General features: G+C 49.5%; 12 protein-coding genes and 4 pseudogenes. 12 read left to right on the top strand and 4 right to left on the bottom strand.

Features of this window, described 5'->3' with window-relative positions; genetic code table 11:
- Positions 1-5: 5 nt before the first annotated feature.
- From recJ to DZ54_RS0100615, 4 genes and pseudogenes are all read left to right on the top strand, one after another.
- A pseudogene (recJ, locus tag DZ54_RS17780) lies at positions 6-1735 on the top strand (single-stranded-DNA-specific exonuclease RecJ).
- Between the two features lie 94 nt (positions 1736-1829).
- Positions 1830-2928 (top strand): peptide chain release factor 2 gene (gene prfB / locus DZ54_RS0100625; RefSeq protein WP_128080424.1). Its coding sequence is split into 2 segments (ribosomal slippage): positions 1830-1904 and positions 1906-2928, totalling 1098 coding nucleotides; the frame shifts between segments, so codons are not numbered across the junction.
- A gap of 26 nt (positions 2929-2954) precedes the next feature.
- Positions 2955-4463, top strand: coding sequence for a lysine--tRNA ligase (gene lysS / locus DZ54_RS0100620; RefSeq protein WP_025672756.1), 1509 nt, complete (start codon positions 2955-2957; stop codon positions 4461-4463).
- 233 nt (positions 4464-4696) lie between these two features.
- Positions 4697-6034, top strand: a complete 1338-nt coding sequence (locus tag DZ54_RS0100615) for a sigma-54-dependent transcriptional regulator (RefSeq protein WP_025672755.1) — start codon at positions 4697-4699, stop codon at positions 6032-6034.
- A gap of 38 nt (positions 6035-6072) precedes the next feature.
- Here the strand turns inward: DZ54_RS0100615 and DZ54_RS0100610 are convergent, their stop codons facing one another.
- Both DZ54_RS0100610 and DZ54_RS0100605 read right to left on the bottom strand, forming a co-directional pair.
- Positions 6073-6504, bottom strand: coding sequence for a PACE efflux transporter (locus tag DZ54_RS0100610; RefSeq protein WP_025672754.1), 432 nt, complete (start codon positions 6502-6504; stop codon positions 6073-6075).
- Between the two features lie 185 nt (positions 6505-6689).
- Positions 6690-7724 (bottom strand): NADP(H)-dependent aldo-keto reductase, encoded by a 1035-nt coding sequence (locus DZ54_RS0100605; protein WP_025672753.1) that lies wholly within the window; start codon positions 7722-7724, stop codon positions 6690-6692.
- A 208-nt stretch (positions 7725-7932) separates the two neighbouring features.
- Between DZ54_RS0100605 and DZ54_RS0100600 the strand changes: the two genes are divergently transcribed.
- Positions 7933-8235: a DUF6482 family protein gene (locus DZ54_RS0100600; protein WP_025672752.1), complete on the top strand. Its 303-nt coding sequence runs from the start codon at positions 7933-7935 to the stop codon at positions 8233-8235.
- A gap of 67 nt (positions 8236-8302) precedes the next feature.
- On the opposite strand, the gene mutH is transcribed toward DZ54_RS0100600, so the two are convergent.
- Entirely contained in the window at positions 8303-8977 is a 675-nt protein-coding gene (gene mutH / locus DZ54_RS0100595; protein ID WP_025672751.1) for a DNA mismatch repair endonuclease MutH, read from the bottom strand.
- A gap of 621 nt (positions 8978-9598) precedes the next feature.
- Between mutH and rppH the strand changes: the two genes are divergently transcribed.
- From rppH to thyA (DZ54_RS27650), 6 genes and pseudogenes are all read left to right on the top strand, one after another.
- Positions 9599-10111, top strand: coding sequence for an RNA pyrophosphohydrolase (gene rppH / locus DZ54_RS0100585; protein ID WP_025672749.1), 513 nt, complete (start codon positions 9599-9601; stop codon positions 10109-10111).
- A gap of 12 nt (positions 10112-10123) precedes the next feature.
- Positions 10124-12382: pseudogene (gene ptsP / locus DZ54_RS17775) on the top strand (phosphoenolpyruvate--protein phosphotransferase).
- Positions 12379-13187, top strand: a pseudogene (locus DZ54_RS17770) (sulfite exporter TauE/SafE family protein). Before ptsP ends, DZ54_RS17770 begins: the two co-directional pseudogenes overlap by 4 nt.
- Positions 13188-13199: 12 nt before the next feature.
- Positions 13200-13997: pseudogene (lgt, locus tag DZ54_RS17765) on the top strand (prolipoprotein diacylglyceryl transferase).
- 89 nt (positions 13998-14086) lie between these two features.
- Entirely contained in the window at positions 14087-14554 is a 468-nt protein-coding gene (gene thyA, locus DZ54_RS27655; protein WP_476707449.1) for a thymidylate synthase, read from the top strand.
- Positions 14545-14925, top strand: a complete 381-nt coding sequence (thyA, locus tag DZ54_RS27650) for a thymidylate synthase (protein WP_476707448.1) — start codon at positions 14545-14547, stop codon at positions 14923-14925. Before thyA (DZ54_RS27655) ends, thyA (DZ54_RS27650) begins: the two co-directional genes overlap by 10 nt.
- Positions 14926-15031: 106 nt before the next feature.
- On the opposite strand, the gene DZ54_RS0100560 is transcribed toward thyA (DZ54_RS27650), so the two are convergent.
- Complete coding sequence (locus tag DZ54_RS0100560) at positions 15032-16177, bottom strand: Na/Pi symporter (protein WP_025672748.1); 1146 nt, start codon at positions 16175-16177, stop codon at positions 15032-15034.
- Positions 16178-16610: 433 nt separating this feature from the next.
- Between DZ54_RS0100560 and nhaA the strand changes: the two genes are divergently transcribed.
- Positions 16611-17451 (top strand): Na+/H+ antiporter NhaA (nhaA, locus tag DZ54_RS0100555; protein WP_025672747.1); only part of this gene is annotated, 841 nt, incomplete at its 3' end.

Raw genomic sequence — 17451 nt, 5'->3', positions numbered from 1 at the left:
ACTTCATGATAGAAATAAAAAGACGGGCGCCGTCAGTCACGCCAGCATTCAGCGATGCGATTCCTCCGCTCTTACAGCGTTTATACGCTAATCGCGGGCTGCAAACCGATAGCGAACTCAATCGCAGTGTGGCGGGGTTGCATCAATATCAAGCACTCACCGGGATCGATGCCGCCGTGCAATTGCTTGCCAACGCCTTGGCGTCGCATCAATCTATTTTAATCGTGGGTGATTTTGATGCCGATGGCGCGACTTCCTCGGCATTGTCAGTGAGAGCCTGCGTATGATGGGGGCGACCCGTGTGGATTATTTAGTCCCTAACCGCTTCGACGATGGCTATGGCTTAAGCCCAGAGGTGGTCGATCAAGCTGCTGAACGCGGCGCTGAGCTGATCATGACCGTCGATAACGGCGTGTCTTCATTAGAAGGCGTTGCCCATGCCAAAGCCCTGGGTATGCAGGTGCTGGTGACCGATCATCATTTACCCGGTGCTCAATTGCCTAACGCGGATGCGATGGTCAACCCGAATCTGAATGACTGCGACTTTCCCTCCAAAGCGTTAGCAGGTGTCGGCGTCGCATTCTATTTAATGCTTGCCCTGCGTGCGCACTTGCGTGATCAAGACTGGTTTGCACAACAAGGTTTGGCTATCCCTAACCTGGCGGAGCTACTCGATTTAGTGGCACTCGGTACGGTGGCGGATGTAGTGGCGCTTGATAGCAATAACCGCATTCTGGTTCACCAAGGATTACAGCGGATCCGGGCGGGTCGCTGTCGTCCCGGTATTCAAGCGTTGGTCGAGGTCGCTAATCGCAATATGGCAACTCTAGTCGCCAGTGATTTTGGCTTTGCGTTAGGGCCCAGGATCAATGCGGCAGGACGGTTGGATGACATGGCCTTCGGGGTCGAGTTGTTATTATGCGATAACATCCATGCGGCAAGACGGATGGCGTCTGAGCTTGATGCGTTGAACCAAACGCGCAAAGATATCGAAGCAAGGTATGAAAAAGAGGCCGTGGCTTGGTGTGAACGCTTAATTGCCGAGCAATCTGAGCAGGATTTACCGGTAGGATTAGCGCTGTTTCAACGTGATTGGCATCAGGGGGTGATTGGCATTCTCGCGTCGCGCTTGAAAGATCAGTTCCACCGTCCGGTGATCGCCTTTGCCGACGGTGGCGAGGGGGTGATTAAAGGGTCGGCCCGCTCGATTCCCGGCTTACATATGCGTGACACGCTAGATAGGATAGATACGCTCAATCCCGGACTAATTAAAAAATTTGGTGGGCACGCGATGGCCGCGGGACTGACCATTGAAGAAACACAATTTAATACGTTTGCAACGCTGTTTGATGCGCAGGTGCGCGAGCAGGTCAGTGAGGATGATCTGAAAGGGGTACTATTGAGCGACGGCCCGCTGCAAAGCCACGAGCTGGGGATAGAGACTGCCGAGATCATTCAGTCCGGTGGCCCATGGGGGCAAGGTTTTCCAGAGCCACAGTTCGATGGCAGCTTTCATGTTTTACAGCAAAAGCTAGTGGGTGGGAAGCATCTAAAGCTGATGGTTGAGCCTGCAGGCGGAGGTACGATGATAGATGCGATCGCATTTAATGTGGATTTACGTCGCTGGCCGGATCCGAGTGTCAAAACGGTTCACCTTGTTTATCGACTGGATATCAATGAGTTTCGCGGGAACCGCAATTCTCAGCTGATTGTTTCTTACCTTGAGTCCGCTTAATTGTGCGGCTTTTTCCATCACGCCCTGTTTATTGGCGCAACAATTCGCTAAAATTCGGCGGTTAAATTTCCGCAAATAATGAAGATGCCTGACCATGTTTGAGATTAATCCAATCAAAAATCGCCTCGCGGATATCGCTGAACGCACCGATGTCCTTCGGGGGTATCTTTGACTATGACGCGAAGAAAGAGCGTCTAGAAGAAGTTAATGCCGAGTTAGAACAGCCGGATGTGTGGAATGAACCACAACGTGCGCAAGCGCTGGGTAAAGAGCGTGCGTCACTGGAGGCGGTGGTAGAGACTATCGATCAACTGACGCAAGGCGGCGAAGATGTTAATGAGCTACTGACGCTTGCCGTCGAAGAAGACGACCAAGAAACCTTTGATGAAATTGAACCCGAGTTGGCCGATCTTGAAGTCAAGCTAACGAAGCTAGAGTTCCGTCGCATGTTCTCCGGCGAGCATGATGCCTCTGACAGCTACATTGACCTTCAAGCCGGATCTGGTGGTACAGAAGCACAAGATTGGACCAACATGATGCTACGTATGTATCTGCGCTGGGCCGACGCTAAAGGCTTTAAAGCCGAAGTCATTGAAGTGTCTGAAGGCGATGTCGCTGGGCTTAAATCTGCCACCGTGCGTATTTCCGGTGAATATGCATACGGTTGGTTGCGTACTGAAACGGGGGTGCATCGCTTGGTACGTAAGTCGCCGTTTGATTCCGGTGGTCGCCGTCATACCTCATTCGCCTCTGCGTTTGTGTATCCGGAAATCGATGACGATATTGAAATTGATATTAATCCCTCTGATTTACGCATCGATGTTTATCGTGCCTCTGGGGCCGGTGGTCAGCACGTCAATACCACAGAATCTGCGGTACGTATTACGCATGTTCCGACCAACACCGTGGTCCAGTGTCAGAACGATCGCTCTCAACACAAAAACAAAGATCAAGCGATGAAACAGCTAAGAGCGAAACTGTTTGAGCTTGAGCTACAAAAGCAAAATGCGGAAAAACAAGCCAACGAAGATGCGAAGTCGGATATCGGCTGGGGCAGTCAGATCCGCTCCTACGTCTTGGATGATTCGCGTATTAAAGATCTGCGTACCGGTGTTGAAAACCGTAATACACAGGCCGTTCTTGACGGCAATTTAGATAAATTTATCGAAGCCAGCCTCAAATCTGGCCTGTAATCACGATTTAATGTAAAGGGTTTTCTATGACTGACCAGTTACCAGACGAAAATAAGCTGATTGCCGAGCGTCGCGCCAAACTGAATCACATTCGTGAAAACTGTAAGGCAAACGGCCATCCTAACGACTTCCGTCGTGAGCACCTTGCCGCAGACCTGCAGGCCGAATTTGGCGACAAAGAAAAAGCAGAGCTTGAAACGCTTGATCACAAAGTTACGATCGCGGGTCGTATTATGGCCAAACGCGGGCCATTTATGGTGGTACAAGATGTGTCGGGCCGAGTGCAAGCCTACGCCTCGAAAGACGTACAAAAAGCGCTGAAAACTGAGTACCAAGGCTTAGATATTGGTGACATTATTGGCGTGCATGGTGCGCTGCATAAGTCGGGCAAAGGCGATCTCTATGTCAATATGGAGCGCTACCAGCTACTGACCAAAGCATTGCGTCCGTTGCCAGAAAAATTCCATGGTTTGGCCGATCAAGAGCTGCGTTATCGCCAACGTTATGTCGACTTGATTGTGAACGAAGAGTCCCGTCACGCATTCCAAGTGCGTTCAAGTGTGGTGACCGCCATTCGTAACTACATGGTAGAAAAACACTTTATGGAAGTGGAAACGCCGATGATGCACGTTATCCCTGGCGGGGCAACGGCACGTCCATTTACCACGCATCATAATGCGTTAGATATCGACATGTACTTGCGTGTGGCGCCTGAGCTTTACCTTAAGCGTTTAGTTGTCGGCGGCTTTGAGCGCGTGTTTGAAGTAAACCGGAATTTCCGTAACGAAGGGTTATCGCCACGCCATAACCCAGAATTCACCATGATGGAATTCTATATGGCGTATGCGGACTATAACGATCTGATGGATCTGACTGAGGACATGTTGTCACGCGTGGCTCTGGAAGTGATGGGACAGTCTGTGATGCCTTATGGCGAGCATGAGATTAATTTTGCGGGGCCTTACCCACGCATTACCATGCTTGATGCCATTAAACAGTACAATCCTGAACATGCTGATATTCAAGCGCTTAACGATGATAATGTGCAAGATCGGGATCATCTAGCGGCCATTGCTAAATCGTTGAAAATCAGTGTCGAATCGTTTTGGACAGCCGGTCAGTTACTGGAAGAAATCTTTGGTGAAACGGCGGAACCACAGTTGATTCAACCGACCTTTATTACCGAATACCCAGCGGACATCTCACCATTGGCCCGTCGAAACGATGATAATCCATTTGTGACCGACCGTTTTGAGTTTTTCGTGGGTGGGCGCGAAGTCGCTAATGGCTTCTCGGAGCTGAATGACGCGGAAGATCAAGACGCGCGTTTCAAAGCCCAAGTCGATGCCAAAGATGCGGGTGACGATGAGGCCATGTATTACGATGCCGATTATATCAATGCTCTTGAGCATGGGTTGCCACCAACCGCTGGCCAAGGTATTGGGATCGACCGTCTAGTGATGTTATTCACTAACACACATACGATTCGTGATGTGATTCTTTTCCCAGCGATGCGCCCGCAACAAGGTAGCTAAAGCTGGACAGACCACAATGAAAGCGGCTCAAAGAGCCGCTTTTTTTGTGTCTTACATTCTGATTTTAGCTCACAAGATCAAAATTTTATCTGGTTTATTCATCTATTTGACTAAAATAGTACTTATAGTGTCCGGCTAATGTCGCTTTATTGAGACAGATTTAAAATCGTCCATCTTTATAATAAGGCTTTGTTTGACAAGCAGTATGACAGACTGGATGTAAGGCAGGTGTTATGGGATTTGATGCAGGGAGTGACAAAACCTTGAGCTCACTCGTGGTGGTCGGTGGTGCTTATGAGCCTTGGCTGGCAACTCTTGAGCAAGCTGGCTGGTATTGCCATCGCTGCTATGATTTGCGTGCGGCGCAGTCATTGCTGCAAGATATTGGCCCCTGTATTGGCATTGTCGATCTGAGCCATGATGACTTCAGCCTCAACGGTGTCGCTTCATTGGTTAACCGCAACAAACAGGTACGTTGGTTGGCTTTGGTGAGAGAAAATCAACTCATCAATGAAGCGATCTGCCAATTTATTGTCAGTTTCTGTATTGATTACTTCACCTCACCCATCCCCAATTCGCAATTGATGAGCACCATCGGTCATCAACTTGGGATGCTGCGTCTTGAACGTCACGTCTGGCCGCAGCTCGGCGATCACAGCGATATGGGACTAGAAGGCACGAGTCCGGCGATGAAAAAGTTGCGTGATCAAGTGCGCCGTGTCGCACCAACGGATGTGTCTGTGCTCGTCGCTGGAGAGAGCGGAACCGGTAAAGAGCTGGTGGCACAAGCGATTCATCATGCATCAACCCGGGCGAAGGCAACGTTTGAATCGGTGAAATGCTCGGCGTTAGCGGATGAACCGGTGCAGCATGCTTTGCTGGGTGATGAAAAAATGCCAGGGAAAATCCGCCAGTGTCATAAAGGCACCTTATTTTTTGATGAAATTGGTGACTTGCCTCTTCACTTACAAGGACACTTATTGCACTTATTGCAAGAAGGCACCTTGGATATCACCCATGATAAATACAATTGCGATCTCGATGTACGCGTGATTGCTTCCACTCACATGGACTTAGAGAAGCGTGTCGCCGAGGGATTATTCCGCGAAGATTTGTATTATCGATTAAATGTGCTGCGTATTAATATGCCGGCGCTAAAAGATCGCCAATCTGATGTGCCTGATTTAGCGGAGTACTTTTTGCTCAAATTTGCACGCCAATACAATACCCAAGCGAGAACTTTTTCAGATGAAGCAAAGCGCGTGCTCAGCAGTTATTCATGGCCGGGTAATGTACGCGAACTGATCAATCAGGTGAAACGTGCGGTGTTGTTGGCCGACCATTTAGTGATTGATGCGGAGCACTTGGATTTGCCCCGTCAGGGCGATTACAAACAAAGTTTGCGCAAAATTCGTGAAGAGTCCGAGCGCGATGCCTTAATTGCCGTGTTAGAGGAGAATAAGGGACAAGTATCAGCCGCTGCCAAAGAGCTCGGTGTCTCACGTGCGACCATGTATCGGTTATTGAACAAACACAACTTGATCCCCGCGCCGCGCACGTTTCGTCAATAAATCTTTTGACGTATTTGGACTGTATGAGGTAGATACCATTAGTCCTGTTTGGATTGGGGCGCTGGGATCGGAAACAGATAGTCGTAAAGCCAGTTATAGACAAACGCATACACCAGATAAAAAACCACTAGCCCGATATCCATACTCAGTGCTTGCCAAAAGTTCATCGACAGCCACCACATGATAAAGGGGATAGTGGCCACCAGAAGCCCAGCCTCAAAAAGCACAGCATGCAATAGACGCAAGGGGACGGTTTTAAGCACCGAGCCCCGCCGCACCAACATCGCTTTATCAAAGCCTATGTTGTAGACATAATTCCAGAAGGTGGCGAGAACTGAAAAAATCGCCCCCATCACGCCAAGGTGGCCGATCCCAGCCCCAAGGATCCAATTCAATCCCAAAACCACCAAGATCAAGCCCGTTAATTCAAATCCGATAGCATGGCGCCATCGATCTGCCTGTGTTCTCATCAAGTTGCCGCGTCAGGTTGGATAATACGGCCAGATTACATGGAATGGACGACAACGCAACCGAGATAATCTAACGTGAATGATGGCGAATGATTTCGATAAACGTCGTGGCACTATTCGCTTAGCGTCGCCCCATCATCAAATAAAACACAGGATGGCAGCCCCAAGGGGCTGCCGTTTGCGATCTAAGGGCAGGGGTTAGGGTAGCGATTGGCGATGTCGTCAATGCCGGCAAGCACCTCGTCGCTAAGGGTAACATCCAAGCTATCGAGATTACTCTCTAGCTGTTTGAGCGTGGTGGCGCCAATAATGTTAGAGGCGACAAAGGGACGACTATTCACAAACGCGAGTGCCATTTGCGCCGGATCCAGGCCATGGCGCTGGGCAAGATCAACGTATTCTTGCGTCGCCTGTTGACCTGATTCAGTAAAATAGCGGGCGAAGCGTTGGTGTAGCGTACAGCGTGCGCCTTTTGGACGTGCACCTTGCAAATATTTACCGCTCAGCGCACCAAACGCGAGTGGTGAGTAGGCTAATAGCTCCACCCCTTCCTGATGGCTGATCTCTGATAACCCTACCTCAAACGTTCGGTTGAGCAGGTTATAAGGATTTTGGATAGAGACAATACGTGTCAGGCTGTGCTTTTCGGCTAAATGCAAATAGCGCATCACGCCCCAAGGGGTTTCATTAGACACACCGATATAACGGATTTTGCCCGCTTGGACGAGTTCATTCAGTGCATCTAGGGTATCGAGGATGGTGACCCCTGAGTGTTCGTCTTGATAAGGATAATTGAGCTTACCAAAACAGTTATTATGCCGTTGCGGCCAATGGATTTGATATAAATCGATATAGTCGGTTTTCAGCCGCGTCAGGCTATCTTCAACGGCTTGATGGACATGCCGGCGATTGAGCGACATGTTGTCGCGGATATAAGGCACATTGCGCGGGCCGGCCACCTTAGTGGCGAGGATCACCCGGTCGCGCTTCCCTGATTTTTCCAGCCAGTTACCGATATATTGCTCGGTTAACCCTTGCGTAGGTTGGCTGGGGGGAACGGGATACATTTCTGCCGTATCGATAAAATTGACGCCGCGCTCGAGGGCAAGATCGAGCTGAGCATGCGCGTCGGCTTCACTATTTTGCTCACCAAATGTCATTGTGCCAAGACACACTTTACTCACGTCTAGCGAGGAATGGGGCAAACGGTGGTATTGCATCCTGTCTCCTTGTCTGCAATCGACCTATGGCAGTCCATAGTAGAGAATTTTACCTTTAATCGAAAGCGATTTAACCACAACGCTTAGCTTGACAGCTGTGCAAATTTTAACCATTACTTGAATGGGTGACGTCATAAATTTCTGGACGATGAGGAGTATTGGGTCAGGTAGCGATAGGCGCCAACGAGAGCGACAAGAGGAAAGTAAAATGAATTATGCACAACTCAGGGCTTGGATGCGCGCGGATCCTCAGTCATGCCCACAATGCTACGTCATGGCCCATGCGGGAGGGGCTAAGTATTCTGTGGAAGTCGAAATCAAGCAGAAGCTCGAGCCTTTACGTTCGGATCAAACTGGTGAGGTGATGCAGTTTGATCACGTGGGACAAGTGGGAGATAAACTTAAGGCACTCGGTATTGAGCAGGGCGTGTTACGTTTAATGGATCCGTATGATGAGTTTGCGACCGGCGGTGAGCCAGGGTGTCGAGAGGATATGCCGATTCGATTCTAATGATCCTTTATTGCGGAGCTAACGATTGCGAATCGAGCGATGGTGGATCTAACTGTTGTGGATCTAACTATTGTGGATCGATGAAATAACGGCTCAGGATTTGATGAGTAAATTGCGTCCGTAAGTAAAAACCACGCGGCAGGGTTCGAATGGGTTCACCATCCGGGCCACACGCGTCAGTGAGCACTTTGCCGTTGGCTGCTTTGGGCCGCAACTGCAGGTATTGGCCTTGGCGCGCGGTGATTTCTGTCACTCGGCCCAATGCGATCCAATCCATTAACTCTTCCCAATCAGCGCGGAGGCGCGCATCCTCTTCCTCGTTGGGGAACCACAGCAGTGGTGTACCTATCCGGCGCTCGGCAACAGGCATCTCGCGCTCCCCTTCGACTGGGACCCATAACACACGCGAGAGTTTCTGTCTTACGTGGCTGGTTTCCCAACGCACACCGGCAATGCCAGTGAGCGGCGCGACACAGACAAACGTGGTTTCCAAAGGCTTACCGGCTTGGTTGACCGGAATGGTCTTTAGCTCAATCCCTAGGTGAGCGAAGTCTTGTTCAGGTTTGCTCCCCGCATTGGCACCTAAACACGTCTCGAGTAACATGCCGATCCAGCCTTTCTCTCGAGACAGTGTCTCCGGACAACGTATCGCCAGTGATTGGCTCACTTCACCCAACGTCAGGCCTGCAAGCGCCAGCGCTCGGTCCATCAATATCTGTTCAGATTCAGGAGGGTGTATCACGGTGGATCGATCCTATTTATTGGCATGACGGTCTTGTATTATCGGGAACTGTCATCAGTGCTGCAAGGGGATCCTTGGGCGGTGGATCATGGCGACTGTCCTCTAGTTATCCACATAACAATCATTTTCAGCACTCAAAATGAGGTGCATGATCATATATACAGTGTTAAAAATCGAGATAAAATGAATAAAAGTGGTTTGTTGCCGTTTTTTTGAGCTATTGATGTGGATAATTAACTAACTGGTGGATCTTTGAGCGATCTGTGCGTGCTTGATGATCGTCGGATCCCGATGAGGATCTATCTGTATTTATTGTTATATAACTTTATGAATTTTATTGTTTATTATTTTTATGCAATAATTTTTGACCGAATTAAATGATCGATGACTGATGCTTTAAACCACGTTTTCTAAGCTTCTTCACAAATCTATCCACAGAAAGCGTGAATAAATGTGCGCAATCTCTCATTGCTATGTTTATAACTTCCTGTTAGAGGGTGAGTTATCCTCAGATGACGACGAGGGCGCAAAAAAGAAGGTCAATCCACAATGTTTGTTTACCCTTAGCCGCTTTTTGTGAAAAAATCAGGGTCAGTAGAGATTTATCATTGAGGTTGTCCAGTGATTGATGGCGATGGCTATCGTCCCAATGTGGGGATAGTAATTTGTAACGGCCACGGTCAAGTACTCTGGGCTCGTCGATATGGTCAGCATTCATGGCAGTTCCCGCAAGGTGGTATTGATGAAGGGGAAAACCCTGAGCAAGCCATGTATCGTGAATTATATGAAGAAGTGGGGCTGACCAAAAAAGATGTACGTATCTTAGGGACTAGTCGGCATTGGCTACGTTACAAATTACCGAAACGCTTGGTGCGGTGGGATTCTAAACCCGTATGTATTGGGCAAAAGCAAAAATGGTTTTTGCTTAAACTTGAGTGTGATGAGTCACACGTGAACGTCTCGCGCGGCGGGACGCCGGAATTTGATGGCTGGCGTTGGGTCAGTTATTGGTATCCTGTGCGCCAAGTCGTGGCATTTAAGCGTGAAGTCTATCGGCGTGCAATGAAAGAGTTTGCGCCGCTTGCGATGCCTTTTAAAGAACGTAAACCTCGACGTAAAAATAAGCGAGGGTAAAGGAGAAACTCGGTGCTCACGCAGTTAAGGAATATTGTGCAAAGCGTTGCAGTGTCAGCCGATCTTGATCAGGCTCTGCACACCTTGGTGCAACAAACCTGCGTGGCGATGCGTACCGAGTGCTGCTCGGTTTATCTCGCTAATCGTGAACAACAATGCTTTGATCTCATGGCAACGCAAGGCCTGGATCCGTCGGCACAAGTGTCCATGGCGTTTGGTGAAGGGCTGGTCGGTGTAGTTGGTCAACGGGCTGAGCCTTTGAACTTGGCTCATGCGCGTCAGCATCCAGCGTTCAAACCTTTTCCGGCCTCAGGGGAAGAGGCGTTTCAATCTTTTCTTGGCACGCCCATTATTTATCGCAAAAAGGTGTTGGGAATATTAGTTGTTCAGCAACACCAACCGCGTCAATTTGATGAAAGTGAAGAGTCGTTTCTTGTCACGTTAGCCGCGCAATTGGCTGTGGTGTTTGCCCATGCTAAAGCGCAAGGCGGGTGGCAAGGGACGCATTCACCGATATTACTTGAAGGGATGCCGGCATCTCCGGGGATCGGTATTGCACAGGCTTGGTGTGACGAGTCACAGCCAAGGCTAGAAGACGTCGCACCAGCGAGCAGTCTAGACGTGCCGCGAGAGCTTGACCGCTTAGACGCCGCGATTGATGAGGCCAGTACCGAATTCCGGCGCTTGCGTAAGCGCTTTGATAAGGAGCTACAAAAAGAAGCGTTAGTCGATTTTTGATCTGTTTGTGCATCTACTCAATGATCCCATGTTGCGAGAAGACATGACGGTCAGGATCCAACAAGGCGATGAAGCGACGTGGGCCGTGCGACAAACCGTGGAGGCCTTTTCAGCACGCTTTTCTCTGATGGACGATCCTTATCTCAAAGCGCGTGCAGACGATGTTAAAGAATTGGGTCAGCGATTACTCTATTTTTTGATGGCCCCCGCTGGAAGTGCGCCAGCCATTTCATCACCGGTTGTGTTACTGGCGCACGAGCTAACAGCTGGTATGCTAGCTTCGATTCCTCGTGCCTTACTGGCAGGCGTTGTCGCCGAACAAGGAGCGGCTAATTCTCATGCTGCCATTCTCGCCAGGGCGTTGGGGATCCCTGCGGTCATGGGGGTCAGCTTTTCGCCCTCACGCTTGCACCACAAAACCGTTATCCTCGATGGACACAAAGGGGTATTGATGATCGAGCCTGCCGAGGCTTTGATCAACGAATACCAGCAATTAGTTCAAGAGGAAGCCAGCTTACAATCGACATTTGAAACAGCCCTGGCCAGCCCCGGTCAAACCCAAGACGGCACTCGGATTGAGTTGCATTTAAATGCAGGCCTCAGTGCGGATAGTCAAATTGCAATCAACCAGGGGGTTGATGGGGTCGGGCTTTTTCGCACTGAAGTGCCCTTTTTAATGCTGCGCCGGTTCCCCTCTGAAGACGAACAAGTGAAACAATATCGCGCCATTCTCGCCAGTTATCCTGATAAACCTGTGGTGATGCGTACGCTGGATATTGGTGGAGATAAGCCACTCCCTTACCTCAGTGTGGAAGAGGATAATCCCTTTCTTGGTTGGCGTGGCATTCGCTTAGCTTGGATCACCCAGATATCTTTTTGATCCAAGTGCGTGCCATGTTGCGAGCTAGCATCGGTTTAAATAATCTCAAGTTATTATTGCCGATGATCTCTGGCCGCAATGAGTTACTGGAAGCGAAAACCCTGATCAGTCGCGCGTATAAAGAGATAAGCCAAGAGGCTGAGAGCGCCGGCAATAGCATTAACATTCCTTTGTTAGGGATCATGGTCGAAGTCCCTTCTATTTTATATCAGTTAGACAGTATCGCCCGTGATATCGACTTTTTGTCTGTTGGCACCAATGACTTGACCCAATACTTACTCGCGGTTGATCGCAACAACGCCCGGGTCGCTGATATTTTTGATGCCCTGCATCCCTCAGTGTTACATGCCTTATCATCGATTGTAACGATTGGCGTGCGTCACCAATTACCCGTGAGTGTCTGCGGTGAGTTGGCGGGAGATCCAGTGGGTGCGACATTATTAGTGGGATTGGGGTATCAACAACTCAGTATGAACACCCGGAATGTCGCCAAAATTAAATATTTGTTGAGTCGGTTGCCGTATGAGGCGTTGGTGGCGCAGGCGAATACCATGCTGACATTGAACGATCCCGCTGCGATCCGAACATCGACCGAAACCTTTCTCGCCGACCAAGGGCTTGATGCCCTAGTCAAAATTGGACAAATGCGATGATCTCTGGCCTGACGCTGTTGTTGTTCGTGGTCTGCATGTTGATCGGCGCGTGCGTAGGCACTTTATCAGGGCTGCTTGGCATTGGCGGGGGTCTGGTGGTGGTACCTGCTTTAACGTTTTTGTTACCGGTTTTTGGCATCTCACCGACGGTGGTGATGCCCATTGCGCTCGCCACGTCTTTAGCGACGATCGTCTTGACCTCGAGTGCGTCGGCATGGCGGCATTTTCGCTTAGGCAATGTGCATGTTGAAGCGGTCAAAGCCCTTGTTCCCGGCATGATGCTGGGAGGTGGCCTAGGAGCGGGATTGGCTGACTTGCTCCCTCCTGACTGGCTACCCCGTTTATTTGGTGTGATTGTGCTTGTCATGGCCGTGCAAATGTTACTGAATCGCCGCGTCTATCAGGCTCGCCCATTGCCGCATTGGTGGCAGCTCTCTGCGGCTGGAACCGTGATAGGGACGCTGTCGAGCTTAGCGGGAATTGGTGGCGGATCTTTTACTGTCCCGTATTTACACTGGCGTGGTGTGAACATGCATCAAGCGATCGGGAGTGCCTCAGCAGGGGGAGCAGTGTTAGCGTTCGGCGCGATGATCAGCTTTGTATGGTTGGGATGGCAACAAACGGAACCTTACCACCACTCAGTGTCGGATACCTGTATTTACCCGCGTTGCTCGGGGTGGTTTCCACGTCTATGTGGATGACACGGGTAGGGGCGCAGCTTGCGGTTAAGTTACCCACCGAGCAAATAAAACGTATTTTTGCCGTCTTTCTTGTTATCGTCGGCGCTATCATGTTGTTGAAATAAAGGATAAAATTCATGGCTGAAGGTTACTTCACCTTTCCGTCAATCGACCCGATACTTATCGAGTTAGGCCCGATCGCGGTACGCTGGTACGGGTTAATGTACTTGCTAGGGTTTGTGTTTGCCCTGTGGTTGGCAAATCATCGTGCGACAAAACCCAACAGTGGTTGGAGTAAAGAAGAAGTCAGCGATCTGCTGTTTGCCGGCTTTCTTGGCGTGGTACTGGGGGGACGCATTGGCTATGTGCTTTTTTATCAATTGGATGCGTTTATTGCCGACCCCTTGTTTTTATTCAAAGTATGGACGGGCGGCATGTCCTTCCACGGTGGCCTGCTGGGTGTGATCACCGCCATGGCATGGTATGCGCGTAAAACGCAGCGTCACTTTTTTACCGTTGCTGACTTTATTGCGCCATTAGTGCCATTCGGGCTGGGAGCTGGTCGGCTGGGCAACTTTATGAATGGTGAGCTGTGGGGGCGAGTAACCGATGTGCCTTGGGCGATGGTCTTTCCCACCGGGGCCCCTGGCCACGTCACCCCTCGCAGCTTTATGAATTTGCGTTAGAGGGGGTGGCGTTATTTGTCATCCTTAACGTGTATATTCAAAAACCACGGCCCGATGGGGGCGGTCTCGGGGCTTTTCTTAGCCGGTTACGGCACATTCCGCTTTATGGTGGAGTATTTCCGCGAGCCAGATGCGCATTTGGGGTTATTTGCTGGCGTATTCAGTATGGGGCAGCTTTTGTCATTGCCGATGGTGATCGTAGGCGCGTTAATGATGCTGTGGGCCTATCGTCGGCATCCTGGCAAGTGATCAAACGGGGTGAATCGGTTATAGTAAGCAGTATACCAAGGCACCCTATGCGGTGCCTTTTGTTTGTTCGGTCAATGATAGGAAACACTATGAAGCAGTATCAGGCCTTGATGCAGGATATTCTCGATAATGGGACGGATAGAGGGGATCGCACTGGTGTCGGAACGCGATCAATATTTGGACGCCAACTACGGTTCGACCTTGCTGAAGGCTTTCCGCTGCTGACCACCAAAAAGCTCTATACGCGCGCCATTATCCATGAGCTGTTGTGGTTTCTTAACGGCGAGACTAACATCCAGTACTTACAAGTTAATAAGGTACGTATTTGGGATGAATGGGCCACAGAGCAAGGTGATTTGGGGCCTGTCTATGGCGCTCAGTGGCGTTCTTGGGCGTGTCCAGATGGCTCAACCGTAGATCAGATTGAACAGTTGATTGAGCAAATTAAAACCAAACCGACTTCCCGTCGTCATATTATCACCGCGTGGAACCCTGCTGACTTACCGGATGAGTCCATCAGCCCTCAGAGAACGCTGAACAAGGTAAGATGGCCTTAGCCCCTTGCCATTGTTTGTTCCAGTTCTATGTGGCCGATGGCAAGCTCTCATGCCAGCTTTATCAACGCAGTGCCGACTACTTTTTGGGTGTGCCATTTAATATTGCCAGTTATGCGCTATTTACCCATATGGTGGCGCAACAATGCGATTTAGAAGTTGGTGACTTCGTTCACACCTTTGGTGATGTGCATCTTTATCATAATCATCTGACTGATGATATTGTCCATGAACAGCTACAGCGTGAGCCGCGTGCGTTGCCGACATTGACCATCAAACGTAAGCCAGCCTCTATCTTTGAGTATACAATCGATGATTTTGAGATTGAAGGCTACGATCCGCATCCGACTATTAAAGCCCCTATTGCTGTTTAAGGTTCTTGAGCGAGTGAAAGACAGCAGGCGTCGGTAAATCAGCTTTTAAACAAAAACGCAGCCTTTTGGCTGCGTTTTTTTGTAATGATGAAGTCAATCAGGGGGATCATGACAGTAGGATGATGCCGCCTGGGATCACCACAAAGACCAAAGCAATGTATGCTAGCGCCGCCAGTTTCGACTTTGCCGCCATGTGGCCCAACCAGTCTGCCCCTTTAAGAGGGAGTTCACGCAAAACGGGGATACCAAAGATGACGAGCGTCGCCAAAATATTAAAGCTGAGATGGACCAGTGCGATTTGCAGTGCAACGACCGCGAATTCACCTGATGCAGCGGTTGCAGCAAGCAATGCCGTAATACAGGTACCAATATTAGCGCCCAGGGTAAAGGGATAAATATCTCGGACCTTGAGCACGCCCGACCCGACCAACGGCACCATTAAACTGGTGGTGGTCGATGACGATTGAACAAGGATAGTCACGATCGAGCCTGAGAAAATGCCATGTAATGGGCCACGGCCAATCGCATTTTTAAGCATCTCCTTGGCTCGACCGACCATCAATTTCTTCATCACTTTGCCCATGATGGTAATGGCGATGATGATAGCGGTAATCCCCATGGCAATCATGATCACGCCACCAATAGTGCCAGGTAAGGTGGCTTCCAAGGGAGATTGCACCGCATTAACAACCGGCTTGGTCAGAGGCTTAACAAAGTTTAACCCCTTGATGCTAATGTCGTTCGCGTTTGCTAATGGTGACACCAGCCATTCGGAAATTTTATTTAGTACACCAAATGCAATCTCTAATGGTAGGAAAATTGCAACCGCAAGAAGATTGAAAAAATCATGGACGGTGGCACTGCTAAATGCACGTTGAAATTCGACTTTACAGCGGGCATGGCCGAGGCTGACCAGTGTATTGGTGGTTGATGTCCCCACGTTCGCCCCCATCACCATAGGGATAGCTGCCTCAACCGGTAAGCCACCTGCAACTAGACCGACTATAATGGAGGTAACCGTACTTGAAGACTGGGTCAATGCGGTGGCAACGATACCAATCATTAAGCCTGCTACAGGATGAGACGCAAACGCGAACAGCGTCTTGGCTTCGTCGCCCACGGCCCATTTAAATCCGGATCCAATCACAGAAACGGAAACCAGGAGTAGATAGAGCATCGCAGCAAGCTTGAGCCAACGGAACCAATTAGAGGCGCTCTGGGTTGCTTCTACCGTTGTAGCATGGGGAGTCATAAGATATCTCCGTGACAATTCGATGTCAGTTTAGTGTCAAAGCAAAATCTGCGGCGATAGTAAAAAGGGAATATTTCAGAAATATGACATTAATACTGCAGTGATTTGAAAATACGATCTGAGCGCTGTTATGCGCTGTTAAAAGCCCTATCAGCCCTCTGATTCCTAGCGTTATTTGCGTTGTGACACAAGGCCGAAAAAAACGGAGATAAAAATGTAACAACAAGATCGATGTTGACACTATGCTGGAGATTAGTCGTTAAGCCAGACGTCGGTAAGCCGAGTTTAAATATTTAGACTGCGAATAAACCAATGGTAAATTAGACTTAACATCGGTTTTTCCGATGTTTATTATCAGAACAAACGATTTTTCTTAACGTGGTCTGACTGTCTAGACTACTGACATTCACTTTTATTGTATGGAGTGCTCTAAATGACTGATGTCATTCGTCAGTTTCTGAAAATGGAATCCGCAGGAGGTATTGTGCTGATTGTAGCGGCGGTGTTAGCTATGTTCGTGGCGAACTCGGATCTACAGCTTTTATACGACAGCACGCTTCATACCTATATAGCAGGTTTATCGGTTGGTCATTGGATCAACGATGGCTTGATGGTGATTTTTTCCTTGCTGATTGGTTTGGAAGTAAAACGTGAGTTAGTTCAAGGCGCCTTAAACTCAAAAGACAAAGCTACGTTCCCGGCGGTTGCAGCGATCGGAGGTATGATTGCCCCCGCACTGGTTTATCTGGCGTTCAATTGGGGTGACCCATTGGCGGTGTCTGGTTGGGCGATCCCCGCGGCGACTGACATCGCATTTGCGCTTGGCGTGTTGGCGCTGTTGGGTAACCGGGTTCCGCTCGCGTTAAAAGTATTCTTACTGGCGTTGGCGATCATTGATGACCTTGGGGTTATAGTGATCATTGCGCTGTTCTACAGCAGTGACTTATCGATGATTGCCCTGGCGTCGGCCTTTGTATCGACAGTGGTGCTGGTTGCGATGAACATGCGCAAAGTCACCAGCATTCCTGCGTATGTTGTGGTTGGGCTGATTTTATGGTTTAGCGTGCTGCAATCGGGCGTTCATGCGACGCTAGCCGGTGTGGTGCTTGGTTTTGCTATCCCATTGCAAGGTAAAACAGGTGATGATCCATCGCCATTGAAAAAAATGGAGCATGCACTACACCCTTACGTGTCGTATCTTATTCTGCCAATTTTTGCGTTCGCTAATGCCGGGGTCTCGCTTGATGGCGTATCACTGGCTAACCTAACGGAAA

The sequence above is a fragment of the Salinivibrio socompensis S35 genome (genome assembly GCF_000513715.1).
GTDB classification, from domain to species: Bacteria; Pseudomonadota; Gammaproteobacteria; order Enterobacterales; family Vibrionaceae; genus Salinivibrio; species Salinivibrio socompensis.
This window is presented reverse-complemented; position numbering and strand designations above follow the sequence as displayed.